The sequence below is a fragment of the Cupriavidus sp. 94F1 genome, from assembly GCF_057798875.1.
Genome location: NZ_JBYOJT010000005.1, coordinates 244,757 through 270,327 on the forward strand (window position 1 = coordinate 244,757; position 25,571 = coordinate 270,327).

A 25,571-nucleotide genomic window follows, 5' to 3' on the forward strand; every position below is an offset into this window, starting at 1 on the left:
CTAGAGTGGGCATCCGTCCCCAGCTTTCCGCAGTCATGGATTTCCGGCAGCTTCGCTATTTCGCGCGCATCGTCGAACTCGAGAGCATTACCGCCGCGGCCGATGCGCTGCATATTGCCCAGCCGTCGCTGAGCCAGCACGTGGTCAACCTGGAGTCCGAACTGGGCGCCAGGCTGCTGGTGCGCGGGCCGTTTGGCGCCCGGCCCACCGAGACCGGCCAGATCCTGTACCGGCACGCCAAGATGGTGCTGCGCCAGATGGAGGAAGCGCATGCGGCCGTACGCCATGGCCGCGATGTGCCGTCAGGCCACGTCAGGGTAGGCCTGCCCACCAGCACGTCGCGCGTGCTGGCCGTACCGCTGCTGCAGTTCGTCACCCGCAACGTGCCGGACGTGACCGTCGAGATCGTGGAAGGCAGCAGTGCCGACCTGGCCGAACTCGTCACGGCGCAAAAGCTCGACCTGTGCATCGCCATGGACGCCCAGCAGCGTCCGAACATGCATCTCGTGCCGTTGCTGGACGAAGACCTGATGGCCGTTGGGCCTGCCTCGGCGCAGCGCGACACGGCGCTGACGCTGGCCGAGATGGCCGCGCTGCCGCTGCTGCTGCCGAGCTTTCCCAATTCGGTGCGGGTGCTGACGGACCGCGCGTTCGTCGCCGCCGGGCTCGAACTGAAGCTCGTGGCCGAAACCAGCGCGGTGTCGGTGCTGTTGTCGGCGGTCAGCGCCGGCATGGGGTGGACCATCCTGCCCTGGAGCGCGCTGGCCACCGAACCGCCGCATGCGTTCGCGTGCGTGCCGATCTCCGATTCGTCGCTGGTGCGCCGCGTGTTCCTGTGCGTGGCGGGCGCCGCGCGGCTTGGCCTGGCGTGCAAGACGGTGGAAGATGCGCTGCTGCAGCTCATCCTGGATGCCATCGCCACGGGCACCTGGAAAGGCGTCAACCCCCTGGGCAACCTGACAGGCGCCAGCGCCGACGCATTATCGGCCCAGCAACCGGGCCTCGCTGCGAAGCAGTGACACGAAGTCGAGCAGCATCTCGTCGGCACCGCCCCGGCGCCACACTGCGCCCACCGGCCCGAACGATCCCACATCGGCCAGCGGCAGAATAGCGACAAGGCCGCGGCTCTGCAGATGGGCCGCCATCGCCGCGGAGCAGACGCCGACATGGTCGCTGCCGCGCACCACCGATTCCAGCACCACGATCGACCCGGTTTCGATCTTTGGCTTGATGCCGGCGCCGCCGCGTTCCAGCAAGGTGTTTTCCAGCCGCACCCGCATCAGCGTGTCGCGTGGCGGCATCAGCCACGGGTAGCCGAACACGTCGGTCCAGCTTACGCTGCGCGCCGCGGCCAGCGGATGGCCAGGTCCCACCACGATGGCGATGTCGTCGGCGAACAGCACCTCGTGCTCCAGATGCTGCCCATAGGCGCGCGCGTCGATCGAGCCCACCACCAGGTCGTACTCGCGCTCCTCGAGCCCGCTCAGCAGCGCGTTGAACACGCCTTCGGTCACCTGGAACGACACATCGGCGTGGCGCGCCTGGAAGGCCAGCACCGCGCGCGGAATCAGATGGGCGATACCGGCCGTCACGCTGCCGATGTGCAGGCGCGCCACGTCGCCCTTGGCCAGCGACAGCAGTTCCGCGTTGGTCCGGCCCACCTCGCCCAGCACGCGTAGCGCCAGCTTGCGCACGGCCTCGCCAGCGGCAGTCAGCTTCATCCGCTTGCCGCGCAGCACCAGCTTCGTGCCGACCAGATCCTCCATCTCGCCAAGCCAGTGCGACATGGCCGACTGGGTCATATGCAGCCGCTGGGCGGCCAGCGTCAGCGTCCCCGCCTCATGGAGCACCAGGAACGATTCCAGGTGACGCATCCGCAACCGGCGCGCCCACGCCACGGTGTCCGGCGACTGAAACATGAATAAATACTCATACAAGGTTCGGAACATTTCATTGGCCGTTCCGCGCATCCCGCGCCAATATTGACGCTTCTGCGGCCGCGGAACAATCCATGGAACCACTGATCAAGAAGGACACGACATGAGAAAAATCTCCATCATGGGGAAACTGCTGGCCGGGATGCTCGCAGTGGGTGCATCGGCAACGGGCTGGGCCTGCGGCGAAGCGGGGAACACGCGGCCGATCAAGCTGGTGGTGTCGCAGCAGGCCGGCGGCAGCACCGATACGCTCGCGCGCATGTGGGCCGAGAGGGCCTCGAAGGAACTGGGCACCACCGTGCTCGTGGAAAACAAGGCCGGCGCCGGTGGCGTGATCGCGGCCAAGTACGTGCTGTCCCAACCTGCCGATGGATGCACGCTGTTCCTGGCCGGCGTCTCGCAGATGGTGCTGAACAAGTTCGCCTATGCCCCGCTGTCGTACAAGCCCGAAACCGACTTCACCCCCGTGTCGGTGCTGACCACGGTGCCGTTCGTGCTGGTGGCCAATCCGCAAACCGGCTTCCACTCGCTGGCCGACCTGGTCGCGGCCGCCCGCGCCAAACCGGGCAAGATCAATTTCGCGTCGTCGGGCAACGGCAATTCCACCCACCTGGTGGTGGAGCTGTTCCAGAAGAACCAGAACATCCGCATGACGCACGTGCCGTACAAGGGCGAGCCCGATGGCGTGGTGGCCACCGTTGGCGGCCAGACCCAGGTGATGGCGCCGGTGCTGAGCACGGCCATGCCGCAGATTCGCGCCGGCAAGCTGGTGCCGCTGGTGCTGTTCGCGCCAAAGCGGCTGCCCGACCTGCCGGACGTGCCCACCGCCTCCGAGCTTGGCCTGTCCGGGCTGGACGACCTGGGCTGGATGGGCGTGGCCGCCAAGGCCGGCACGTCGCCTGATGTCGTGAAACGCCTGCACGCTGCCTCGCAGGTCTTCCTGGCCGACAAGGGCACGCTAGACAAGCTCAAGACCATGCAGGTGGTGCCCATGCCGGGCCCGTCCGGCATGCTGATGCAGATGACCGTGCGCGACACCGCCAAGGTGCAGGAAGCGCTCGGTTCCGTCGACTTCCAATCCCGGTGAGGACCATCCCATGACAAATCCTGGAATGGTGGTCTGCCCGCAGCCGGAAGCGGCCGAGTCGGGCGTCGAGATCCTGAAGGCCGGCGGCAACGCGGTGGACGCCGCCGTGGCCTGCGCGCTGGCGCAGACCGTGGTCGATCCGCTGATGTGCGGCATCGCGGGCTTCGGCACCGGCGCGGTCTACATGCGCGATGCCGGCGCACACGAGTATTTCGACTTCCACGCCACCGCCCCGGCCAGCGCGCGCCCCGACATGTGGGCCGACCTGCTCGAAGGCGAGGCACGCGACGGCTTCGGCTTCTTCATCAAGGACCGGCTCAACGACATCGGCTATCAGTCGATTGCCACGCCCGGCACGCTGCGCGGCCTGGAGGCGATGCACGCCGCCCACGGCCGCCTGCCGTGGCGCGAAGTGGTGGCACCGGCCATCGCCTGGGCACGCGACGGCTATTTCGTGCGCCCCGGCATGCATGCGTTCTGGATGGATGAAGCCACGCTGGGTCGCGCCAGCAACCGCGAGCGGCTGGCCTTCAGCGAATCGGGCCGCCGCGTCTACTGCCGCGAAGACGGCTGGCCCCGGCCCATCGGCGCGCCCATCGTCAACGCCGACATGGCCGATGTGCTTGGCGTGATTGCCCGCGATGGCGCCGATGCCTTCTACCGGGGGTCGATCGCCGATGCCATCGTCGCCGACATGCAGGCCAACGGCGGCCTGCTGAGCCGCCAGGACCTGGCCGGCTACCGCGTGATCCGCCAGAAGCCGCTGTTCGGCCGCTATCGCGACCGGGTCATCGCCACCAACCAGCCCCCCGGCGGCGGCGCGATGCTGCTGGAAATGCTGCACGCACTGGAGCAGTTCGACCTGGGCGCGATGCCGCACAACTCGCCCGAATACCTGCGCATCGTCTGCGAAGTCATGAAGCAGGCCACCGTGGACAAGGACATGTATCTGGGCGACCCGGCCTTCGTCGACATTCCGCTGGAACGCCTGCTGTCCGCCGAGCGCGCCGCGCAGACCGCCGCCGCCGTGCGTGCGCACGAGAAGGTGTCCGTCACGCGCGTGAACCCGGGACACGCGGTGCCGCGCGATACCACGCACCTGTCGGTGGTGGATGGCGACGGCAACTGCGTGTCGCTGACCCATTCGCTGGCCATGCCGTCGGGCGCCATCACGCCGGGCCTGGGCTTCATGTATAACGGGTGCATGGGCGTGTTCGACCCCCGGCCCGGCCGCGCGGGCAGCATCGCACCGGGCAAGCGCCGTTTCACGTCGTCGTGCCCTACCATCGTGTTCCGCGACAACCGGCCGGAAATCGTGCTCGGCGCACCGGGCGGCACGCAGATCGCCATGGGCGTGCTGCAGGTCATCCTGAACGCGGTGGACCACGGCATGCCGATCCAGGACGCCGTGTCTGCGCCGCGCTTCTCGTCGACCAGCAATGCCATCGACGTCTGCAACCGCATTCCGCGCGCAGTCTGCCGGCAGCTCGAACAGCAGGGCTACGAGGTGATCCGCAATCCGTACAACTACACGATCGGATGGGTCCATGCGGTGCATATCGACGGCACCACGCTGCGCGGCGGCGCGGACCCCGGGCGCGATGGCGTCGCCTACTCGACCGACTCGCTGATGTAATGGCACCGTGCCGGCCGCCACTGGCGGCCGGCGCCGCACGCTCAGTCGCCGCGCCGTGCCAGCACCTCGTCGCGAGGTCCGGCGTCCACCACACGGCCGGCTTCCACCACGACAATGGTGTCGAACCGGGCCAGCAGGCTCGGCCGATGCACCGAGGCGACGATGCAGGCAGACGGGAACGCCGCGAACATGCGGTCGAACACGCGGCCTTCGGCCTGCGGGTCCAGCGCACTGGTCGGCTCGTCGAGCAGCAACAGCGAACTGCCCTGCGCGGCCAGTGCGCCGCGCGCCAAGGCCAACCGTTGCCGCTGGCCGCCGGACAGATTGGCCCCGCGCTCGCTGAGCGGACTGGCCAGCCCGTCGGGCAGGCGCTGCAGCACCTCATCGAACACGCCCGTATGCACGGCGGCCTGCAGCGCCGCCGCATCGGCGGGCTCGCCGAAGGTCAGGTTTTCTTCCACGCTGGCCTCGAACACCTCCGCCTCCTGCGGAATCAGCGTGGCCAGCGCGCGCAGTTCGATCCAGTCCTCGGCCATGCCGTCGCGGCGCAGTTCGCCGTGCTGCGGGCGATAGAGACCCGCCAGCGCGCGTAGCAGCGTGCTCTTGCCGCCGCCGCTGGGCCCGACCAACGCAACGCGCGCACCGCGCCGCAGCTTCAGGTCGATACCGTGCAGCCCGCCGCGCGCATCGTCGGGGTAGCGCCACGTGGCGCCGCGCAGTTCCAGCGTCTGCCACGGGGCGTCGGGTATCACGGCGGGCACCGCCGCGTCCGGGTCGCCCGGCGTCGCCCAGATCGGCTCGGCGCTGCCGTAGTCCGTATGCATGCGCGCGAAGCTCTGGAAGTTGGAGGCCATTGCGCCCACCACGGTGGCGGCCTGCTGCGCATACTGGTAGATCATGAAGACCGTGCCCAACAGCACGGCCTGGCCCGGCTGCCGCGCCTGTAGCACATACACCACCACCAGGACCCAGGTCAGCCCCATGCCAAGCAGATCGACGGCAAACCATTTGCCTTCGTTGACCACCACCGCGCGCCGCAGCGGCGCCATCACTGCCGCCATGCGATGGCCGAGCAGCTTGCGTGACGCGGCCTGGAGCCGCAGCCCGATCACGGTGCCGGCATTGCCGACAAAATCGAGCAGCGCGGCGGCATAGCGGCGCTCAGCGTCGTTCTCTGCACGAGCCAGCTGCATCAGCGTGCGGTCGAATCGCAGGATGATCAGCGCGATGACCACGTAGCCGGTGACCGCGATCACGCCGCTGGTGCGCGACAGCAGCGCCAGCGCGACAATCGGCCCCACGAAATTGAACGCGCTCTGCAAGTAGCCGAACTGGTTCTGCGCGAAGTCCGATAGCGCGCGGCTGGACTGCACCACGCGGTGCTGCAGTTCGCCCGAGTGCCGGCCATCGCGCCACGCCAGCGGCGCCGACGCAATGCGCGCGTAAAGTTGGTCGGACAGCCGTTCGCGTACCCTCACCCCCACATTGCGCTCCAGCACCCGGCCCGGGCCGTGCAAGAGCCACGACAACAGGTAGATGCCGATCAGGTAGACAATCCAGCGGCCGGCCACCTCCATCTGGCCCTGCTGCAGCGCGTTGATCGCCTGCGCGGCCAGCCAGGGCATGGTCAGCCGCAGCAACTGCGCCGCCGACAACAGCCCGGCCGCACCAAGCATCTGGCCCCGCACGCCATGCGCATGGCGCCAGAGCGCACGATAGAGGTCGCGCGCCGCGCTGCCGAGGCCGACGGCGGGCGGACGAGCGGGCTTGCCGGATGAATCGGGCGAGTCGGGCGAGTCGGGCGAAGCGGACGGATCTGGCGAGGCGGACATATCGGGCACCGTCATGCAGTCATCTCTCCTGTGCGGGGGCGCGCGAGCCATCGCCAGTGGGCGACGGCGCGGGCGAAGCTTGCCATTGTGCCAAGCCTGGGGGCCGATGTCTGGCATCGTGGCCAACACGGCCGGCAGGCCGCATGGCACGCATCCTGCACACCCCCCACCTTGTCGGCCCATCGGGCCCCGGACTTCGAGGAGGACACCCATGCAGCAAGGCGACGTGCAGGACCGCGAAGAAAAGATGCAGAAACTGCGTGGAAACCGCCGCTATACGTGGACGCACCCGATATTCCTGATCGCCCTCGCGCTGATTCTGGTGGGCTATGCGGCCACATTCTGGTAGCCCTGCGCCGGACTATGCCGCGCCCGGCCAGAAACGCGCAAGCCGTGTAAGGATTACCGGCCAGGCCCCGGGCGGCGGAACGTGAAAAAGCCGGAGACTGGCTCCGGCTTGCTCCGTACGGGCTATCTCGGCTGTCGATCAGGCTAGCGCGGGCGCCCCGCCCCGGCTGAAATCGGAGATGCCACCGCTGCGCGCCAGCCCACGCCGGTCGGACAGCCTGAACACCGACACCGACGACAGCAGGCTGCGGCTCTGTTCGTCAAGCGCGGTGGCCGCAGCCGCCGCCTCTTCCACCAGCGCTGCGTTCTGCTGGGTCAAATCGTCGATCTGCGTCACCGCCGCGTTCACCTGCTCGATACCGCTGGTCTGTTCCGTCGAGGCCGCCGAGATATCGGCCACCAGTTGCGATACCTGCCGCACGGCTTCGACGATCTCGTGCATGGTCTGCCCGGCGCTATCGACCAGCGTGGAGCCCTCCTGCACCTTGCTGACCGAGCCTTCGATCAGCTCCTTGATTTCCTTGGCGGCCGCCACACTACGCTGGGCCAGCGTGCGCACCTCGCCGGCCACCACGGCGAACCCGCGCCCCTGCTCGCCGGCACGCGCCGCTTCCACGGCGGCGTTCAGCGCCAGGATATTGGTCTGGAACGCGATGCCTTCGATCACGCTGATGATATCGACGATGCGGCCCGAGCTTTTCGAGATATCGCCCATGGTGCTGACCACGTCGCCCACTACCTGGCCGCCCTTCTCGGCCAGCGACGATGCGCTTTGCGCCAGCTTGTCGGCATGCCCCGCGTTGTCGGCGTTCTGCCTGACCGTGACGGCCAGTTCCTCGATGCTGGCCGCGGTCTGTTCCAGCGCGGACGCCTGTTCCTCGGTGCGCTGCGACAGATCCACGTTGCCCTGGGCGATCTGCCCCGATGCGGTAGCCACGGCCTCGCTGGACGCCTTGATGTGGCGGACGATATCGGCCAGCGTCAGGCGCATGCGATTCATCGCGTGCAGCATGCTGGACGTATCGCCCGGCTGCAGCACGACTTCCAGCGCCAGATTGCCGGCCGCCACCTCGCCGGCCACCTGGGCCGCGTAGGCCGGCTCGCCGCCAAGCTGACGCACCAGGCCGCGCGCCAGCACCAGCGCCAGCGCAACCACCAGCACCGCCATCGTCAGCAGCGCGCCAATCATCATGTTGCGCGCCGACGCAAAGACCTGCTCGACATGCGCGCCGCTGGCTTCCGAACCGGTCACGTTGAGTTTGACCGCCTGGTCGATACTGGCTTCCAGCTGGCTGCGCACCTGGAACGATTCGCCACGCAACATGGCCACCGCACCCTGGCGGTCGCCGCTGCGCGACAGCGCCAGCAGCTTGTCATGAACGGCCAGGTACTGCGTCATCAGCGCCGTCATCTCGCGATGCGTCAGCCGCTCGGCTTCCGTGGAAAGCAGGCTGGCGAAGATCTTCTCGGCGTCACGGAAGGCATCGAGCTGCTTGCCCATCAGGGCCTCGTACCGGCGGAATTCCTCTTCCGACGCGGACAGCACATGCTGCAACTCCGACGTGCGATAGGCATTCAACTGGCTCTTCATCTCAAGGGAATGGCGCACCGACGGCATCCAGTTGTCCTTGATATCCCGCGTGGCATCGCCCACACGCCCCAGTTCGTACAGCGCGAAGCCGCCCATTCCGCATGTCATCGCCAGCACCACCGCGAAGGCTGACATGATGCGCTGGAAGACGGTCATTCGTTGAAAACCTTGCATTGGCGTTACCTCCCGATCTCTGAATTCATTGGCTGGGCATGATGTGGGGTCCGCGAAGTTTCCCGTTCGAGCCGTATCCTCGGCCTCTCCAGTCATCAGCTAACGGTGGGTTGTGGGATCAACTGAACGGGATTCCGGCCCTTCCAAAGTGGGGGGACACCGCGCGAAGCCGCCAGCCCGCGCGAGCGGGACCCGCCGTCACATGACGGGCCTAGCCTTCCAGCAACCGCGCCCCGCGCCATTCGCCCGAACGCACCAGGCCGCGTGCGGTATCGGCCAGCACCACGCGCAAGGCCAGCGCGGCGGGCGACAGTTCGTCGTCGGACAGGCTGCACAGCAGGTTCTGGCGTCCCGCCTGCGGGTCGTCGATCTGTGCCAGGTGGAAGCGCGTTTGCGCGTCGGGATAGCGGCCTACCGCCGCCCACGGCTGCAGCGTGGCGCCGAAGCCCATGTCCACGGCATCCATCAGCATGGCCAGCGAGTCAACCTCCTGGATCACGCGGGGCGTCACCTTGGCGCGCGCGAAGGCGGCGTCGAGCGTGCTGCGCAGGCCGTGGACGCTGCTTGGCATGATCAGCGGCACGTCGGCCAGATCAGCCATCGTCCGCTGCGTGGGGGGGTCGGCCTTGCCCTGCGGCAGCGCCTGGCGCGACTGGATCAGGAACAGCGTTTCCTCCAGGAGCGGCATCACGGTCCAGCGGCGGGCGGCGTGGGTGCCGAACAGCACGGCCAGGTCAAGCTGGCGCGCGTTGAGCATCGCAGTGAGGTGGCCGGACAGGCTTTCCACGATATGCAGCCGGACGTCGGGATAACGCTCGCGCATCGCCCGGATCAGCGGCACGCCAATCACCGACGCCGTGGTTGGCGCCAGGCCCACGCTCACGGCGCCGGACAGCCGTGCCTGATGCGCGGCACGGCGCGCCTGCTCGGCATGGCGCAGCGTAAGCTGGGCTTCATGGAAAAAGGCCAGGCCGGCTTCGGTGGGCGTCACGCCCTGCGGCGTGCGGCGCAGCAGGCGGGTGGAGAGTTCGCTCTCCAGGCGGCTGATCTGCTGGCTGACGGCCGATTGCACCATGTCGAGCTCTAGCGCAGCACGGCTCATGCTGCCGAGTTCGACCACCCGCACGAAATACTGAAGCTGGCGCAATTCCATCTGGTCTCCCTGCTGGGCCGACCTCCCCGCGCCCGCGGGGATCGGCTTCGATGTTGTGGGGGACTTATACCAGATACGCCGGCGCTGTCCGCGCGAACGTCTCAGGCCACCGCCGGCTTGACCAGCCCGTCGGCGCGGAACATCGCCTTGATGCCGCGCACGGCCTGGCGGATTCGCGATTCGTTCTCTATCAGGGCAAAGCGCACGTACTCGTCGCCGAAGTCGCCGAAGCCGATGCCCGGCGATACTGACACCTTGGCCTTGGCCAGCAGCTGCTTCGAGAATTCCAGCGACCCCAGCGCGCGATATGGCTCGGGGATCCGGGCCCAGATATACATCGACGCCTTCGGAATATCGACCTGCCAGCCAGCTTCGATCAGCCCGCGCGCCAGCACGTCACGGCGCGCCTGGTACTGAGCCGCGATCTCCTTCACACACTGCTGGTCGCCCTCCAGCGCGGCAATGGCGGCCACCTGCAGCGGCGTGAACGTGCCGTAGTCGTGATAGCTCTTGATGCGTGTCAGCGCGGCCACCAGATCCGGATTGCCCACCATGAAGCCGATGCGCCAGCCCGCCATGTTGTAGCTCTTCGACAGCGTGAAGAACTCCACGGCGATGTCCTTGGCACCGGGCACCTGCATGATCGACGGCGCTTTCCAGCCATCGAACACGATGTCGGCATAGGCCAGGTCATGCACGACGAAGATGTCGTGCTTGCGCGCCAGCGCGATCACGCGCTCGAAGAAGTCCAGCTCCACGCAGGCCGCGGTCGGGTTCGACGGGAAGCCGAGCACGATCATCTTCGGCTTCGGATAGCTGCCCCGAATCGCGCGTTCGAGTTCGGCAAAGAAGTCGATGTCCGGCGTCAGCGGCACCGAGCGGATATCGGCGCCGGCAATCACCGCGCCGTAGATATGGATCGGGTAGCTCGGATCGGGTACCAGCACCGTGTCGCCACGGTCCAGCGTGGCCAGCATCAGGTGCGCCAGCCCTTCCTTCGAGCCGATCGTGACAATGGCCTCCTTGTCCGGATCGATCTCCACGTCGTAGCGGTCGCGGTACCAGTGCGAGATCGCGCGGCGCAGGCGCGGGATGCCCTTCGACGCCGAATAGCCATGCGTATCGGGCCGCTGCGCGGCATCCACGAGCTTGGCCACGATATGCGGCGGCGTGGCGCCGTCGGGGTTGCCCATGCTCATGTCGATGATGTCCTCGCCACGGCGGCGGGCGGCCATCTTGAGCTCGGCGGTGATATTGAAGACGTAGGGGGGAAGACGATCGATGCGCGCAAAACGGCGCTTGCCGGATTCGGCAGTCATGGTGGAGTCCTTTACGTAAGCGCCCGGAACCGTCCGAGCGACGTCGTGGCCGTTGTCTCGGCCACTGGGGACTGATATTAGCCAGCCGCGCGCATTTGCACAACGGGCTGGCCGCAAAAAATCAGAACATGCCGCCGGGCGGGCTGGTCGGCCGGTCGGGCGGCAGGTTGCGCACGATGCAGTCCAGCGCGTCGGCGTTGGGCTGGTTGCCGCCGAATGCGCCCGCGATCGAATCGCGATACTGCGGCACCGTGATCCGGTTGTAGTACAGCCGCGACGTCTGGTCGAGCCAGTACACGTAGTTGCTGTCGCTGTCGTCCGAGCCGCTGCGCAGCCATTCGCCCAGGGGCCGGCTGTTCAGCCGCGTGTTGGCGCAGACGGCCTGGATCTTGTCGAGATAGTTGTTGAGACCCCGCGCCTCGTAGTTGCGGAACGAATCGGGGGCACAGGCGGTGAGTCCGGCAGCAGCGGTCAGCACGGCAATCGACAACAACGGGCGAAGGCAGGGCATGGCAGGGTCCGTGGCAATGGGCGAGCCGCCAGTGTAGCCGCGCCGCATCGCCGCGGGAACCAGACTTTGGGTCAGTCGTCCAGCGTTTCGTGAACGGCTGCGTTGCCGCGTTTCCAATAGGCCGATGCCCGGATGCGGGTCTTGTGGATGCCGCGCTCGTTCACCAGGTACTGGCGCACTTCGCGCATCGCGGCCGCTTCGCCGGCGGCCCACACGTAACCCTCGCCGGCGGGCAGGCTCAGCCAGCGCAACGTGGGCGTCAGCAGACTGCCCTCGGACGCCGCTTCGTCGGCTTCGCCGCGATGTTCGTCGCGATGGATCCAGTGCACCTCGGCGTGCGGGCCGGTGGCCAGCGGAATGCGTGCCGATTCATCGGCCACCTCGGCCACGACGATCACGCGCGCATCGGGGCCCAGTTCCTCGATGCGGCGGCCAATGGCCGGCAGCGCGGTGTCGTCGCCGATCAGCAGGTGCCAGTCGAAGTCACGCGGAATCACGAACGACCCGCGCGGGCCGCCCACGCCCAGGTGCTGGCCCGGCTGCGCCTGCGCGGCCCACGTCGATGCGGGGCCGTCGCCGTGCAGCACGAATTCGATATCCAGCTCGCAGGCGGCCGTGTCGTAGCGGCGCGGCGTATAGTCGCGCGCCTGGGGGCGCGGCTGATCCTCGGGAAACTTGATGCCGTCCGGGCCTGCCTGCGGCAGCACGGGCTTGTCGGCACCGGCCTCCGGAAAGAAGACCTTGACGTGGTCGTCGAACGATCCGGAAACGAAATCGGCCAGGTCTTCGCCGCCCAGCGTCACGCGCAGCAGTTGCGGGGACACCTGCCGGGTGCGCAGCACCTTGAGCAGGCGCATCTTCAGCGGATGACGCACGCGTTGTACGGTCAGGTCACGGGTATCGCTCATATTCACTCCGGCTGGTTGGTGCCGCGCTCAATCTCGTCGGCCGCGCGTTCGAGGATGGCGGCAATCCGGCGCTGCTCGTCGGCCGTGGCGCCGCTGCGCACCATCAGGGCCTGCTTCAGCCGACCGCGCGCCTGCACCAGTTCTGGCGCCCAGCCGCCCTCCTCGACATCGCGCTGGGGCTGGCCGCTCATGGCGCGGCGCATGAAATCCATCTTGCGCGCCACGTGCTGCAGGCGCGCCACCATCTGCTCCAGCCGCGCGCGGTTCTGGTCCAGGTAGGCGCGGCCCGCCTCCGACAACTGGTAGCGTTTCTTGTTGCCTTCCAGGTCCACCGTGGCATAGCCCACGTCTTCCAGGAAGGTCAGCGCGGGGTACACCACCCCGGGGCTCGGCTTGTAGAAACCCCCCGTGCGGGTTTCGAGCGCCTTGATCAGCTCGTAGCCGTGCGATGGCTTTTCATCGAGCAGCGAGAGCAGCAGCAACTGCAGGTCCTCGGCGCTGAATTTGCGGCCTCGGCGCAGGTTGTCGCCGTCAAAGCCATCGCCATCGCCTTCAAAGCCGCCGCCGCCCTGCGACCAGAAGCCGCCGCCCCGGCCACCCATCATGCCCGTCAGCTTCATCGCCATCATGGCGCGCATGCCGCCGTGGTGCTTGCCGTGCGGGCCCCCATGGCCCATGTGATCGTGCATCCGATTGAAATGGTGTCGCATTGCTCACTCCGATATATCGTAAGACGTATCGTAAGATATATATCGTACGATATAAAGTCAAGGCCGATTTGCCGGGTGCCGATGCGGCGGAGTTCCTGTCACAATGCAAGCCACCTGAGCACACAACAACCACGACGCAGCATCACCCATTCCAACGGAGACACGCGATGACCAGGCAGGTGGAATTCTTTTTTGACTTCGGCAGCCCCTATTCGTATCTGGCGTACAAGGAATTGCCACGGCTGGCCGCACGCACCGGCGCCACCATCGTGTGGCGGCCGATGTTGCTGGGCGGCGTGTTCAAGGCCACGGGCAATCACAGCCCGATGGAGATTCCTGCCAAGCGGCAATGGTCGGACGGCGATCTCGACTGCTGGGCCCGGCGATATGGCGTGCCGTTCCGGCTCAATCCGCACTTTCCGATCAATACGCTGGCGCTGATGCGTGGCGCCATCGGCTACCAGCGCAAGGGCGAGGCGGCATTCCACCAGTATGTGGAAGCCATCTTCACGGCAATGTGGGAAACAGGCCGGAACCTGAACGATCCTGTCGAGATCGGCAAGGTGCTGGTGGCGGCGGGGCTGGACCCGCGCGAGGCGCTGGCGATGCTGGACGACCCGGAGGTCAAGGCCGATCTCAAGCGCGTGACCGACGACGCCGTGGCGCGCGGCATCTTTGGCGCGCCGAGCTTTATCGTCGAAGACAAGCTGTACTGGGGCAATGACCGGCTGCTGTTCGTGGAGGAACAGCTGGCCGGCTGATAGTGCGATATCACCCCGGGGCTGGCACGCAAGCCAGCCGGGAAATCAGGCCAGCCGGAACGTGGCCACGGCGGCAGCCAGCTGGTTGGCCTGCGATTCCAGCGAATCGGCGGCTGCGGCCGCCTGCTCCACCAGTGCGGCGTTCTGCTGGTTGACCTGCTCCATCTGCGACACGGCTTCGCTGACCTGCGTGATGCCGCTGGACTGCTCGATCGACGCCGCCGAGATCTCGCTGACGGTATCGGCCAGGCGCTTCACGGCCGCCACGATCTCTTCGATGGTGCTGCCGGCCTGCTCCACCTGCTGGCTGCCGGCGTCCACCTTGTCGACCGACGAATCGATCAGGCCCTTGATTTCCTTGGCCGCATTGGCGCTGCGCTGCGCCAGGCTGCGCACCTCGCCGGCCACCACGGCAAACCCGCGCCCCTGCTCGCCGGCACGCGCCGCTTCCACGGCGGCGTTCAGCGCCAGGATGTTGGTCTGGAACGCGATGCCGTCGATCACGCCAATGATGTCGACGATCTTCTGCGAGCTGGTGTTGATCTCGCTCATCGTATGCACCACGCCGCGCACCACCTCGCCGCCGCGTGCGGCCAGGTCAGCCGCGTTGCGCGCCAGGGCGCTGGCATGCGTGGCGCTTTCGGCGTTGTTGCCGACGGTCGATGTCAGCTGCTCCATGCTGGCCGCCGTTTCTTCCAGCGCCGACGACTGCTGCTCGGTACGCGAAGACAGGTCCGTATTGCCGGCGGCAATCTCGCGCGCGCCGGTGGTCACGGCGTCGGAGCCCGCGCGCACCTTGGCCACGGTCTGCGTCAGGCCGGCCTGCATGCGCGACACGGCATCGAGCAGCTGGCCGATTTCGTTGCGTCCTGCCTGCGGCACCTTGATGGTCAGGTCACCGTCGGCCACGCGCATGATCAGGTCGCGCGCCAGATACAGCGGCATCACCACCAGGCGGCGCAGCGCCAGGTGCACCACCACGATCAGGCCGGCGGACATGGCCAGGCCCACGCACACCAGCAGGATCACGCGATTCAGGCGCTGCCGGCCATCGCCGGCCGCCTCTTCGTTCAGCTTTTCGGCGAACTGCTGGAATCGCTCCACGCCGGCCGAGTATTTGGCCCCCGACGACGTGATGTCCTTGTCGTTGATGGTCGCGTAGCCGTCGGGATCTCCGCTGCGCAGCGCATCGAGGCCGCGCTGCACGACGTCCATGTGGGCGCGGCCGGCGGCGACGATGTCGTCGCGCGTGGTGGCATCCTGTTCCGGGAAGGCGGCGGCCTTCTCGAACCGTTCGAGTTCGTCCTTCGACCTGGCGATGGACTTGGTGGCGCTGGCCAGCGCGTCGTCGTTGACCTGGCCGCTGGCCTTGGCCGAACTGTATGCGCGTGTCAGCGCCGAGCGCGCGCGCGTCATGTCCTTGTAGGCGTCGTTGAGCAGGATCGCCCGCGACGAAATCAGGTGGATCCGTTCGGCGGCATCGCTGCTGGCGCTCAACTGGCTGACACCCAGCACGGCGCCAAATACGATCATCAGGCCAAAGATCACGAGCGTGGCCAGCAGGCCGTGGCGAATACTCAAGTTATTCATCGGGGGGCTCTACACGTATGGATTCAGCCCAGCCTTAACGTCCCACTTGCTTGAACCTTGAGGCCCCCGATACACAGCGTTTGCGTTACATCAAATTCGAAGCTTGACACGTGTCTCATGCGCCACTCCCAGGCGTCATGCACGTCGGCTAGACGTAGGCGATCAGCCGCCCTGCGCAGATCACCAGCATCCACGTCACCAGCGACAGCACCGCGCAAGTGCGGGCCACCGGGGGCGGCGGGCGCAATGTTTCCCATCCGCTGTTTCCGGCATGGAGCGCACGGTAGGGGCCGGCGTGGAACCATGCCGCATTGGCCAGTCCCAGCACGATCAGGCCCAGCTTGACCACGAACGCGCGGTTGCCGATCAGGTCGTCGGCATGGGCCACGAACAACAACGCGCCGCTCAGCAGGATCACCACGAAGCCGGCCACGGTGGCCGGCAAGGCGTGCCGCAGCAGCGGCGTCACCGGCAACTGGCGGCCCAGGCCGGCCAGGCGCAAGTCCACCACCACGATGGATCCGAACAGCAGCGCCATGCCGGCCAGGTGCAGCATCTCGCAGGCCGGATAGGCCCAGGCCGACGCCCGCAGCCATACCGCGAACGGCGAGGCTGCAAGCTGGGCGGCCAGGGCGCCGAGATCCGCCATCGGTCAGCGCAGTTCCACGATCTGGCCGCCGTCGAATGTGATGCGCTCCACGCGCATCTCGTCCGGCTTTTCCTTGCTGGCGTAGCCGACCATCGTCACCTGCTTGCCCACCGCCACCTTCTCGGCGGTGGCGCCGCGTGATTCCATGCGCGACACCGGCGCCAGCACGGCCAGCCAGCGTCTGCCCTGCACGTCCACGCGGATCGTGGCGTGGGGGTTCTCATAGTGCGTCTCCACGATCTTGCCGGTCACTGTGAGCGGCTTGGTTTCGTCGTAGGTGGACCATCCATGATGGGCAATCGCTGGCAGGCTGGCCAGCGCCATCGCGGCGGCCAGGCAAAGCACAGGGCGGGAAGCGGCGATGCGCGGGAAGATCATGGCGAGACTCCTTTGCCCTGGGGCGGAAGTTTGGCTGAGGCAAATGGCGAGAACACCCCCCCATCGTAGATGACCGACGGCCGAGCGCAAGGCGGAGCATCCCGCACGCCGTGGTACGCTGTGGGTCGCCCTATTTCACCCCGCTGCAGCGTCTCTTCCATCGCCATGTCCATCGCCTTCGATCTGCCACCGGCCGCGCGGCCGGGCCAGTCCGCCGACACTATCGACACCCCTTCCCTGGTCCTGGACCTGGATCGCTTTGCGACCAACGTCGACCGCATGCAGGCCGCCGCCGACCGGCGCGGCATCAAGCTGCGGCCCCACGCCAAGGCGCACAAGTGCCCCGATATCGCGCTGGCGCAGATCGCCCGGGGTGCGGTGGGCATCTGCTGCCAGAAGGTCAGCGAGGCGATTCCGTTCGTGCGCGCCGGCGTGCGCGACATCCACATCAGCAATGAAGTGGCCGGGGCTGCCAAGGCAGCGCTGCTGGCCGACCTGGCACGGCATGCCACGCTGAGCGTCTGCGTGGACGACATCGCGCAGGTCGATGCCCTGGCCGCCGCCACCGAAGCCGCCGGCAGCAGGCTGGGGGTCTTTGTCGAAGTCAATGTCGGGCAGGGGCGTTGCGGCGTCACCGACCCGGCCGCGATGCTGACCCTGGTGGAACGCATTGCGCGGCATGGCCAGTTGACGATGCGCGGGCTGCAGGCCTATCACGGCGGCATCCAGCATCTGCGCGGCTGGAACGAACGGCGCGATGGCGCCGCGCGTGCGGCCGATCGTACCGGCACCTTCATTGCGCGACTCGAAGCTGCCGGCGTACGCTGCGACGTGGTGACGGGCGGCGGCAGCGGCAGCGTCGAGTTCGACCTGGGCAGCGGCGTCTATACCGAAATCCAGCCGGGCTCCTATGTCTTCATGGATGCCGACTATGGCGCCAACGACTATGCGGGCGCGCTACGCTTCGAGCACAGCCTGTTTATCGCCACGTCGGTCATGAGCGTGGCGGCCGGGGATCGGGCGGTGGTGGACGCAGGGCTGAAGTCGATGGCCGTCGACTCCGGGCTGCCGTGGATCTGGACCGATGGCAAGCAGTCGGCCACGCTGGACTACGTGGCCGCCAACGACGAGCACGGCATCGTGAAGCCGAAACATGAAGACCTGGTGGGCAAGCTGCCCGCGCTGGGCAGCCGGATGATGCTGGTGCCCGGCCATTGCGATCCCACGCTGAATCTCTACGACGAGATCGTGGGCATCCGGGCGGGCGTGGTGGAAAGTGTCTGGCCGGTATCGGCACGCGGGCTGAGCCGCTAGGCCCCGGCCACCGACGATCAGGCGGACTGGGCCACCAGTTCGTCGAGGTCGGCCGGTGCCCACGCGGCGCCGGTCCATTTTTCGAATCGCAGATCGTCCAGCGGCACGTCGGTCAGCGTGCCGATCCAGTCGGTGGGGGCCGCGCCGCAGCGCAGGCCGCTGGCGACCATCGTCATGGCTTCGGGCACGTCGATATCGGCCACCCGCGTGACCGTCGGCCATGGCAGCAGACGCATGTCGTGCGCAGGCAGGCCAAAGCGGTAGAGACCAAAGCGTGTGTGCAAGGCGGCACGCGACAGCGTTTGCCTGGCCTGGCTCAATCCGTCGTCGCGCGTCGCGGACGGATCCCATTGCTGGTTGCGCGAGAACCACAGAATTCCGTCACCGGATCGGGGGGCCGACCCATGTGCGGCAGCAGGCATGAGCCGGCCCGAACGCGCAATGGCGACCAGCGGGGTACCTACCGTGTAATGCCAGACGTAACCGGTTTCGTTTTCCATATGCAGCTCCTGCGAACGCCCTTTCCGCCTACCACTTTGGTGGCGGCATGCCCCGTTTACAAGCAAGGTCACGGCGTGTTGCAACCGCAACAAAAATCGAGCAAGAGGTCTCGGATCTCGCGTCACTTCCCTGCAGGCCAGAACTGGCGCGGCTTCCCAAAATTCCGCAAGTGTCACTGCTTTGGTGCACCTGTTCGTGGTTTGAGGGAAACGTCTAAAACCATAGCACAGGGCGTGGTGCATCGCAGCAGAAATTGCGCCCCGAAAGGTTGCCGAAAGCGTTCGCTACGCCACCTTCGTTCATATTGCCCATGTCCCCAATGTCTGTACATGGACCGTAAAAATCACGAATAGCGGTATCGGAAATCTTGTCCTGGATGTCACCCGGGTGACCTGCCCGCTGCTTACGCTGCGGACCGCATCGCGCGTCACGCGCTGCAACTTGCCACTCCCCGCACCCGACACAGACCATGACCGAAGCCATTCGAACCCTTGCCCGGCGGCGCCCGCTGAGCATGCTGGCCGCCCTGCTGCTCTGCACGGCCCTGACCGCCTGTGGCGGTGACAACGACAGCACGCCCCCGTCGAACACCCCGGCCAGCCCGGGAGCCAGCACGCCCGACGCCAAGCCGCAAATGAAGTGCGCGCCCTGATTGCCGCGCCAGCCCCCTACGCCAATCCACTGACCGCGCATCCGATCCCTCCGGGCAATCCGACATGACTTCCAGCAGCCGACGCAATTTTCTCAAGATGGCCGGTGGCAGCGCCGCCGCCACCGCCGCCCTTTCCGCCTTCCCGCCAGCCATCCGCCGGGCGCTGGCCATTCCGGCCAACAACGCCACCAAATCCATTCGCGACGTCGAGTACGTGGTGGTGCTGATGCAGGAAAACCGCTCGTTCGACAACTACTTCGGCACCATGAACGGTGTGCGCGGGTTCGGCGACCGCTTCACGATCCCGCTGCCGGGCGGCCGCAACGTGTTCCAGCAGACCTATGCCAGCGGCAACAAGAACCGCATCGTGCTGCCCTACCACCTGGACCAGACCGCCGGCAATGCCCAGCGCGTGAGCGGCACGCCTCACAGCCAGCCCGATGCCCAGGCCGCGTATGACCTGGGCCGCATGAGCGCCTGGCCCACATCGAAGCAGATCCAGTCGATGGGTTACTACACCGAGCAGGAACTGAAGTTCCAGTTCGCGCTGGCCAATGCATTCACACTGTGCGATGCGTACCACTGCAGCTTCCATGGCGGCACCAACACCAACCGCCTGTTTCACTGGACCGGCACCAACGACCCGTTCGGCACGCATGGCGGCCCGGTCATCGACAACAGCGGCGATTCGCTCGACGCCACCGGCATCAACTACACGTGGACGACATACCCCGAGCGCCTGCAGGCGGCCGGCGTGAGCTGGAAGGTCTACCAGAACATGCCGGACAACTTCACCGACAACCCGCTGGCCGGCTTCCAGAAGTACCGCGCTGCCAACGCCGCGCGCGGCAATGCCGCGAATGGGTCGCCGTATCCGCCCTACACGCCGGCGGACGATGCCACCAACCCGCTGTTCAAGGGCATCGGCAACACCATGCCCGACGGCGGCTTCCTGCAGGCGCTGCGCGACGACATCGCGGCCGGCACGCTGCCGCAGGTGTCGTGGATCGTGGCCCCGGCCACCTATTCGGAACACCCTGGGCCTTCCAGCCCGGTGCAGGGCGCGTGGTACACCCAGCAGGTGCTCGATGCGCTGACCGCCAATCCCGATGTATGGAGCCGCACGGTCCTGCTGATCAATTTCGATGAAAACGACGGCTTCTTCGACCACGTGCCGCCGCCATGCGCCCCGGCGCTGACGGCCAAGGGCGAACCGATCGGCTACACATCGGCGGCGCTGGACCCGAAGACCGAGTACTACAGCGTCGACAAGACTCCATTCGGCCCGGGGCCGCGCGTGCCGATGTATGTGGTATCGCCGTGGAGCCGCGGCGGCTGGGTCAATTCGCAGGTATTCGACCATACGTCTGTGCTGCGCTTCCTGGAGCAGCGGTTCGGCGTGGCCGAAACCAATATCAGCGCGTACCGGCGCGCCATCATGGGCGATCTGATGACGGCGTTCGACTTCGTCAACCCGAACGCCAACGTGACGCTGGGCATCACGCCCCTGACGCAGTCCGGCGCGGACGCCGAGCGCGCCGCCCAGGACGCCAAGGCCCAGATTCCCGCGCCCGCCGTGACCGCCCAGCAGATGCCCACGCAGAAGCGCGGCACGCGCCCGTCGCGCGCCCTGCCCTACACGCTGCATACCAGCGGACTGGAAAACCCGGTTACCAACACGTTCTCGCTGCTGTTCAAGAATGACGGCAAGCAGGCGGCCGTGTTCCACGTCTACGACCGTCTGCACCTGAGCGATGTGCCGCGCCGCATTGTCCTCGACGCCGGCGATGCCTATAAGGCCGACATCGACGTCAGCGCCGATGGGGGCCGCTACGACTTCTGGGTGCTGGGCCCGAACGGCTACCACCGCGCCTTTGTGGGCGATGTCAGCGCGCAGAAGGCCGCCGGCGGCGGTGCGGCGCCCGAGATCCGCGTCTGCTATGACGAGGCCAATGCCGAAGTCTGGCTGACGCTGATCAACCGGGGCACCGCCGCCTGCACGTTCACGGTCAGGCCGAACGCCTATCGCAACGATGGCCCGACCACGTTCGAACTGCCGCCGGGCAAGGAGCTGGACCAGCACTGGCCGGTCGGACCGCAGGGCAACTGGTACGACTTCACGGTGACCACCCAGCAAGGCGGATTCAGCCGCCGCTTTGCCGGGCGGCTCGAGAACGGTACGCACACCACATCCGATCCGGCCATGGGCGTTTGAGGTTACCGGCCCAGGCTCAGGTCCATGATCATCCGCGCCTCCAGGTACAGGCGGCGCGGAATGGCGTCGATCAGGATGTATTCGTCGGCATTGGTGTGATAGCCCATGCCGGGCAGGCCCATGCCCTCCAGCACGGGCTTGCCCGACAGCGCGGCGTAGGCGGCATCGCTGCCGCCACCGGTGCGCGCGGTGGCAATGCCGATGCTGCCGCCCACCTCCTGGTAGATGGCCTGCCCTTTCGCGGCCAGCGCCTGGCCGGCGGCGGAGGCATTGAACGCCGGGCGCCCCTTCTTCATGTCGATGATGATCTCGGCGGCCGGCAGGCGCTTGCGCCGGGCGCGCTCGTCGAGCATGGCGACGATGGCGTCATAGTCGTCGTTGCGGCCGTAGCGCATGTCGGCCGTCAGCGTGGCCGAGGCGGGAATCGCGTTCGACGCCGACCCCGCCGACGCCAGCGTCCAGTTGAAGCGGATCTCGCGCGCCTTGTCGTCGATGTCCTGCGTGCGCAGGATCAGGTCCGCCGCCTCGGTCAGCGCATTGACGCCCAGTTCGGGCGCGACGCCGGCATGCGAAGCCACGCCCTTGATGGTGACTTCCGCATGGGCAATGCCGGAGGTGGCCAGGCCAAAGCTCTCGGCCGTGGCAAAGGCCGGCTCGTGCGACAGGACATAGTCGTGCGATGCCGCCAGGCGCTCGATCAGCGCGCGCGATCCGAACGAGCCGGTTTCCTCGTCGGTATTGAACAGCACGGTCAGCGTGCCGTAGTTGCGGAAGCCGCGCGCGTCGAGCAGCCCCAGCGCGTGCAGGATCACGGCGATCCCGCTCTTGTCGTCGGCGATGCCGGGCCCGTAGGCATGGTTGCCGTCGATCCGGAATGGCGCTTTGGCCAGGAATCCGCGCGGATAGACGGTATCCATATGCGCCATCAGCAGGATCTTCGCCGTGCCGGTGCCCTGGAACACGCCGACGATGTTGTCGCCGACCACGCCAGCCTCGGCCGGATAGCGGGTCACGGTGGCGCCCAGATCGGCCAGCCGCGTGGCCAGGTAGTCGCCCATCGCCTTCATGCCGGCCGCGTCGCCGGGGCCGGTTTCGATATTGACCAGCGCCTCCAGCGTGGCCAGCACCGGGGCCTGCTGCGCTCTTGCGGCCGCATCGAGCGCGCTGTCGTAGGTTGGCGGTGCGGCGGCACTGTCCGAACAGCCGTAAGACACCATCATTGCGCCAGCGATGGCCGCCGCGCCAAGCAATCTCCTGAACATCGTGTTGACTCCTGAATGAAACAACCCCCTCGGCGTCGGCGCTGTCTGGTGATCTCTGGATGGTCATTCGCGCCGTGAGGCGGCATTATTGCCAGCCGCCGCCCCATGGCGATTGACCGGGCGCATGGATTCGTCACGCTGTCATATTTCCGCCTTATAGTCGCCGGCTATCGCTATTTGCCCCGGGAGTTCCATGCTTGGCGACCTGCTGATGACCTTCTACGAGGTGGCGCGACAGGGCAGCATCACCACGGCCGCGCGTCAGCTGCGCGTGAGCCAGCCCACGGTCACCGGGCGCATCCGGCAGCTCGAGGAGCTATACGGCGTGGAGTTGTTCCACCGCCGCGCCAGCCGCGTGGACCTCAGCGACGTTGGCGTGGCGCTGATGCCGGTGGCCGAGCAGATCATGCAGCAGGAGAGCAATGCCGACTTCCTGCTGCGCAATGCCGGCAACCTGCGATTCGGCAACCTGCGGATCGGCGCCACCGGGCCCTACTACATCCTGCGCAGCGTGGCCGCCTTCCGGCAACGCTACCCGGCTATCGATATCAGCATCGAGATCGGCAACTCCAGGCAGATGATCGGGGCGCTGTACGAGTACCGCATCGACGCCGCCGTGTCGTCCCACGCGCTGGACGATGACCGTCTGCACCGGGTCACGCTGGCGGCCGACCCGATGGTGCTGGTGGTGCATCCCGTGCATCCGCTGGCGCGCCGGCCGCGGGTGGAAGTGCCCGAGCTGTCCGCCTGCCATCTGCTGGTGCGCGAACAGGGGTCGATGACGCGCGAGGCCACCGAGGCGTCGCTGCGCGCAGCCGGCGCAGGCATGCCGCCCCATACGGTGATCGGCAGCCGCGAGGCCATCTGCGAGGCGATTCGCCACAATCTCGGCGCCAGCGTCATGCCGGCGGGCGAAGTGCCGCGCGATCCGGCGCTGGTGGTCGTGCCTTTCGCCAGCGCGGCGCCGGTCATCCACGAATACCTGTACTGCCTGAACGGCCGCCGTCACACCCGCCTGGTGGGCGCGCTGCTCGATTGCCTGGTGGCGCCCGCCGGCGCGGCCGCGACGCATTGCGAGACGCCGCCGCCAGCGCCTATATTGAACTGACCCTCTCCCGAGCCCCCGCCCCCGATGACCGGTCCGGTCCCATCCAGTTTTCCGGAGTACGACCAACTGCTGACGCTGCTGGAACTGGGCGCACCGTGGTTCGACACGCGCACCGCGTGCCATGTCGACGTGCTCGGCCGCACCTTCGCCGTGCCGGTGGCCAGCCTGGGCACGCACGCGCCCGATGCGCCGGCCATCGGCATCTTCGGCGGCATCCATGGCCTGGAACGCATTGGCACGCAACTGGTGCTGGACTACATGCGCTCGCTGCTGTGCCGGCTGAGCTGGGACGACCTGCTGCACCGGCAACTGGAAAGCGTGCGGCTGGTGTTCATGCCGATCGTCAATCCCGGTGGCATGTATCGCGCCACGCGCGCCAATCCAAACGGCGTGGACCTGATGCGCAACGCCCCGCAGAATGCCGACGCCCGGGTGCCCTTCCTGGCCGGCGGCCAGCGCATCGGCAGCTGGCTGCCCTGGTATCGGGGACGCGCGGGCTCGCCGATGGAACCCGAAAGCATGGCGCTGCTGCGCGTGGTGGAATCCGAACTGCTGCCCCGTCCGCTAAGCTTTGCCGTGGACTGCCATTCCGGCTACGGCTGGCGTGACAGCATCTGGTTTCCGTATGCGCGCACGCATGCCCCGATGCCGCACCTGCCCGAGATGTACCTGCTCAAGACCATGTTCGAACAGGCTCACCCCCACCATGGCTATGCCTTCGAGCCGCAGAGCCACCAGTACCTGCTGCATGGCGATCTCTGGGACTACGCCTACGATCGCACGCCGCCGGCATGCCTGTTCCTGCCCATGACGCTGGAGCTTGGGTCCTGGCTCTGGATCAAGAAGAATCCGCGCCAGCTGTTCTCACGGGCCGGCATCTTCAATCCGATCAAGGCACACCGCACCGCGCGCGTGCTGCGGCGCCATGTGAGCCTGTTCGATTTCCTCGGGCGCGTGGCGGTGGCGCCCGACCGCTGGCTGCCACAGGGCATGCACCGCCAGCAGCTGCTGGAGCAGGCCCGCGCGCACTGGCAGAACGGCAAGCCCGCGCCATGAGCGGATGGATCTTCCTGCGTGGCCTGACGCGCGAGTCGCGGCACTGGGGCAACCTGCCCGCGCACTGGTCTGCCCACGGGCTGCCCGCGCCGCTGATGCTCGACCTGCCCGGCAACGGCGCCGCACGCCACCTGCCGATCCCCGGCCATGTGCTCGGCATGACCCATGCCGTAAGGGCCGCCGCCCAGGCCACGGGCCGCAGCGGCCCATGGCACATCCTGGCGATGTCGCTGGGCGCCATGGTGGCCACCGACTGGGCACAAGGCTGGCCCGCCGAGGTCAGTGGCCTGGTGCTGGTCAACACGAGCATGCGTCCATTCAGCCATCCCGCCGAACGGCTGCGACCGCGCAACTGGCCAGCCCTGCTGGGCATGGCCCGCCACTGGCAGGACCGCGCACGCTGCGAGCGCGTCATCCATCGGCTGACCTGTGAACGGCTCGATACCCGTGACGCCGACCTGGAGCACTGGGTGGACATCGGCCAGAGCGCCCCGGTGTCGCGCGAGGCGGCGTGGCTGCAGTTGCTGGCCGCGGCGCGCTTCCGCGCGCAAGGCACGGCGCCGGCCTGCCCCACGCTGGTGGTGTCATCCGATGCAGACCGGCTGGTCAACCCCCGCTGCTCTGCGCGTCTGGCGGCAGCCTGGGGCGTACCGCACGCACGACATCCCTGGGCCGGACACGATCTGCCCCACGACGATCCGCAATGGCTGTGCGAAACGGCTGGCGCGTCGATGCACGGGCCGTGAGCCATCCGCCGCCCCCGGCGGAATCCGACACCTGAAAGCCCCTTTCACATTGCGAAATCCGGACGCCGCCTGCGTCGGCGTTGCGGTTTCGTTCTGAGAAAACGCGTTTCACATCTCAAAATTTGTCTTCTAT

24 protein-coding genes are annotated in these 25,571 nt (G+C 67.3%); 11 read left to right on the forward strand and 13 right to left on the reverse strand.

Features of this window, described 5'->3' with window-relative positions:
* Positions 1 to 5: 5 nt before the first annotated feature.
* Positions 6 to 1,019, forward strand: coding sequence for a LysR substrate-binding domain-containing protein (locus tag AC3FJ6_RS14805; RefSeq protein ID WP_488772597.1), 1,014 nt, complete (start codon positions 6 to 8; stop codon positions 1,017 to 1,019).
* On the opposite strand, the gene AC3FJ6_RS14810 is transcribed toward AC3FJ6_RS14805, so the two are convergent.
* Positions 981 to 1,919, reverse strand: coding sequence for a LysR family transcriptional regulator (locus tag AC3FJ6_RS14810; protein WP_488772598.1), 939 nt, complete (start codon positions 1,917 to 1,919; stop codon positions 981 to 983). The two genes, AC3FJ6_RS14805 and AC3FJ6_RS14810, sit on opposite strands and share 39 nt — an antisense overlap.
* A 121-nt stretch (positions 1,920 to 2,040) precedes the next feature.
* Between AC3FJ6_RS14810 and AC3FJ6_RS14815 the strand changes: the two genes are divergently transcribed.
* Both AC3FJ6_RS14815 and ggt read left to right on the forward strand, forming a co-directional pair.
* Entirely contained in the window at positions 2,041 to 3,024 is a 984-nt protein-coding gene (locus AC3FJ6_RS14815; RefSeq protein ID WP_488772599.1) for a Bug family tripartite tricarboxylate transporter substrate binding protein, read from the forward strand.
* A 10-nt stretch (positions 3,025 to 3,034) separates the two neighbouring features.
* Entirely contained in the window at positions 3,035 to 4,660 is a 1,626-nt protein-coding gene (gene ggt, locus AC3FJ6_RS14820) for a gamma-glutamyltransferase (RefSeq protein WP_488772600.1), read from the forward strand.
* A gap of 41 nt (positions 4,661 to 4,701) precedes the next feature.
* Here the strand turns inward: ggt and AC3FJ6_RS14825 are convergent, their stop codons facing one another.
* Positions 4,702 to 6,507 (reverse strand): ATP-binding cassette domain-containing protein, encoded by a 1,806-nt coding sequence (locus AC3FJ6_RS14825; protein WP_488772601.1) that lies wholly within the window; start codon positions 6,505 to 6,507, stop codon positions 4,702 to 4,704.
* A 196-nt stretch (positions 6,508 to 6,703) separates the two neighbouring features.
* Between AC3FJ6_RS14825 and AC3FJ6_RS14830 the strand changes: the two genes are divergently transcribed.
* Positions 6,704 to 6,841 carry a hypothetical protein gene (locus tag AC3FJ6_RS14830; protein ID WP_153949331.1) on the forward strand — a complete coding sequence of 46 codons (138 nt, stop codon included), beginning with the start codon at positions 6,704 to 6,706 and terminating at the stop codon, positions 6,839 to 6,841.
* Positions 6,842 to 6,979: 138 nt separating this feature from the next.
* Here the strand turns inward: AC3FJ6_RS14830 and AC3FJ6_RS14835 are convergent, their stop codons facing one another.
* From AC3FJ6_RS14835 to AC3FJ6_RS14860, 6 genes are all read right to left on the reverse strand, one after another.
* Complete coding sequence (locus AC3FJ6_RS14835) at positions 6,980 to 8,587, reverse strand: methyl-accepting chemotaxis protein (RefSeq protein ID WP_488772602.1); 1,608 nt, start codon at positions 8,585 to 8,587, stop codon at positions 6,980 to 6,982.
* 229 nt (positions 8,588 to 8,816) lie between these two features.
* A complete protein-coding gene (locus AC3FJ6_RS14840) occupies positions 8,817 to 9,758 on the reverse strand; it encodes a LysR family transcriptional regulator (protein WP_153949329.1) in 942 nt (313 codons plus the stop codon).
* A 101-nt stretch (positions 9,759 to 9,859) separates the two neighbouring features.
* A complete protein-coding gene (gene alaC, locus AC3FJ6_RS14845; protein ID WP_400396295.1) occupies positions 9,860 to 11,077 on the reverse strand; it encodes an alanine transaminase in 1,218 nt (405 codons plus the stop codon).
* Positions 11,078 to 11,198: 121 nt separating this feature from the next.
* A complete protein-coding gene (locus AC3FJ6_RS14850) occupies positions 11,199 to 11,588 on the reverse strand; it encodes a hypothetical protein (protein ID WP_488772603.1) in 390 nt (129 codons plus the stop codon).
* A 71-nt stretch (positions 11,589 to 11,659) separates the two neighbouring features.
* On the reverse strand, positions 11,660 to 12,496 hold the full coding sequence (locus AC3FJ6_RS14855; protein WP_488772604.1) for a siderophore-interacting protein: 837 nt from the start codon (positions 12,494 to 12,496) through the stop codon (positions 11,660 to 11,662).
* Positions 12,497 to 12,498: 2 nt separating this feature from the next.
* Entirely contained in the window at positions 12,499 to 13,206 is a 708-nt protein-coding gene (locus AC3FJ6_RS14860) for a PadR family transcriptional regulator (RefSeq protein ID WP_488772605.1), read from the reverse strand.
* A 167-nt stretch (positions 13,207 to 13,373) separates the two neighbouring features.
* Here AC3FJ6_RS14860 and AC3FJ6_RS14865 point away from each other — a divergent pair, with 167 nt between their 5' ends.
* The gene (locus AC3FJ6_RS14865; protein ID WP_488772606.1) at positions 13,374 to 13,967 is read left to right on the forward strand and encodes a 2-hydroxychromene-2-carboxylate isomerase; all 594 of its coding nucleotides are present in this window, start codon (positions 13,374 to 13,376) and stop codon (positions 13,965 to 13,967) included.
* A 45-nt stretch (positions 13,968 to 14,012) separates the two neighbouring features.
* Here AC3FJ6_RS14865 and AC3FJ6_RS14870 read toward each other — a convergent pair whose 3' ends face one another.
* From AC3FJ6_RS14870 to AC3FJ6_RS14880, 3 genes are all read right to left on the reverse strand, one after another.
* Positions 14,013 to 15,557, reverse strand: coding sequence for a methyl-accepting chemotaxis protein (locus tag AC3FJ6_RS14870; RefSeq protein WP_488772607.1), 1,545 nt, complete (start codon positions 15,555 to 15,557; stop codon positions 14,013 to 14,015).
* 148 nt (positions 15,558 to 15,705) lie between these two features.
* Positions 15,706 to 16,206 carry a DUF6644 family protein gene (locus tag AC3FJ6_RS14875; RefSeq protein ID WP_488772608.1) on the reverse strand — a complete coding sequence of 167 codons (501 nt, stop codon included), beginning with the start codon at positions 16,204 to 16,206 and terminating at the stop codon, positions 15,706 to 15,708.
* Between the two features lie 3 nt (positions 16,207 to 16,209).
* Positions 16,210 to 16,584 (reverse strand): DUF6152 family protein, encoded by a 375-nt coding sequence (locus AC3FJ6_RS14880; protein WP_488772609.1) that lies wholly within the window; start codon positions 16,582 to 16,584, stop codon positions 16,210 to 16,212.
* 165 nt (positions 16,585 to 16,749) lie between these two features.
* Here AC3FJ6_RS14880 and AC3FJ6_RS14885 point away from each other — a divergent pair, with 165 nt between their 5' ends.
* The gene (locus AC3FJ6_RS14885; protein WP_488772610.1) at positions 16,750 to 17,898 is read left to right on the forward strand and encodes a DSD1 family PLP-dependent enzyme; all 1,149 of its coding nucleotides are present in this window, start codon (positions 16,750 to 16,752) and stop codon (positions 17,896 to 17,898) included.
* Positions 17,899 to 17,915: 17 nt separating this feature from the next.
* Here the strand turns inward: AC3FJ6_RS14885 and AC3FJ6_RS14890 are convergent, their stop codons facing one another.
* Positions 17,916 to 18,398 (reverse strand): hypothetical protein, encoded by a 483-nt coding sequence (locus tag AC3FJ6_RS14890; protein WP_343655674.1) that lies wholly within the window; start codon positions 18,396 to 18,398, stop codon positions 17,916 to 17,918.
* Between the two features lie 470 nt (positions 18,399 to 18,868).
* On the opposite strand from AC3FJ6_RS14890, the gene AC3FJ6_RS14895 reads away from it, so the two are divergent.
* Complete coding sequence (locus tag AC3FJ6_RS14895; protein WP_488772611.1) at positions 18,869 to 19,051, forward strand: hypothetical protein; 183 nt, start codon at positions 18,869 to 18,871, stop codon at positions 19,049 to 19,051.
* Positions 19,052 to 19,115: 64 nt separating this feature from the next.
* Complete coding sequence (locus AC3FJ6_RS14900; protein ID WP_488772612.1) at positions 19,116 to 21,266, forward strand: phosphocholine-specific phospholipase C; 2,151 nt, start codon at positions 19,116 to 19,118, stop codon at positions 21,264 to 21,266.
* 2 nt (positions 21,267 to 21,268) lie between these two features.
* Here the strand turns inward: AC3FJ6_RS14900 and AC3FJ6_RS14905 are convergent, their stop codons facing one another.
* Positions 21,269 to 22,528, reverse strand: a complete 1,260-nt coding sequence (locus AC3FJ6_RS14905) for a glutamate carboxypeptidase (RefSeq protein ID WP_488772613.1) — start codon at positions 22,526 to 22,528, stop codon at positions 21,269 to 21,271.
* 193 nt (positions 22,529 to 22,721) lie between these two features.
* On the opposite strand from AC3FJ6_RS14905, the gene AC3FJ6_RS14910 reads away from it, so the two are divergent.
* The 3 genes from AC3FJ6_RS14910 to AC3FJ6_RS14920 are packed head-to-tail and all read left to right on the forward strand — an operon-like array spanning position 22,722 to position 25,438.
* Positions 22,722 to 23,636, forward strand: a complete 915-nt coding sequence (locus tag AC3FJ6_RS14910; RefSeq protein WP_488772614.1) for a LysR substrate-binding domain-containing protein — start codon at positions 22,722 to 22,724, stop codon at positions 23,634 to 23,636.
* 24 nt (positions 23,637 to 23,660) lie between these two features.
* The gene (locus tag AC3FJ6_RS14915; RefSeq protein ID WP_488772615.1) at positions 23,661 to 24,692 is read left to right on the forward strand and encodes a M14 family zinc carboxypeptidase; all 1,032 of its coding nucleotides are present in this window, start codon (positions 23,661 to 23,663) and stop codon (positions 24,690 to 24,692) included.
* Positions 24,689 to 25,438 (forward strand): alpha/beta fold hydrolase, encoded by a 750-nt coding sequence (locus tag AC3FJ6_RS14920; protein ID WP_488772617.1) that lies wholly within the window; start codon positions 24,689 to 24,691, stop codon positions 25,436 to 25,438. Before AC3FJ6_RS14915 ends, AC3FJ6_RS14920 begins: the two co-directional genes overlap by 4 nt.
* The last annotated feature ends 133 nt before the right edge of the window (positions 25,439 to 25,571 follow it).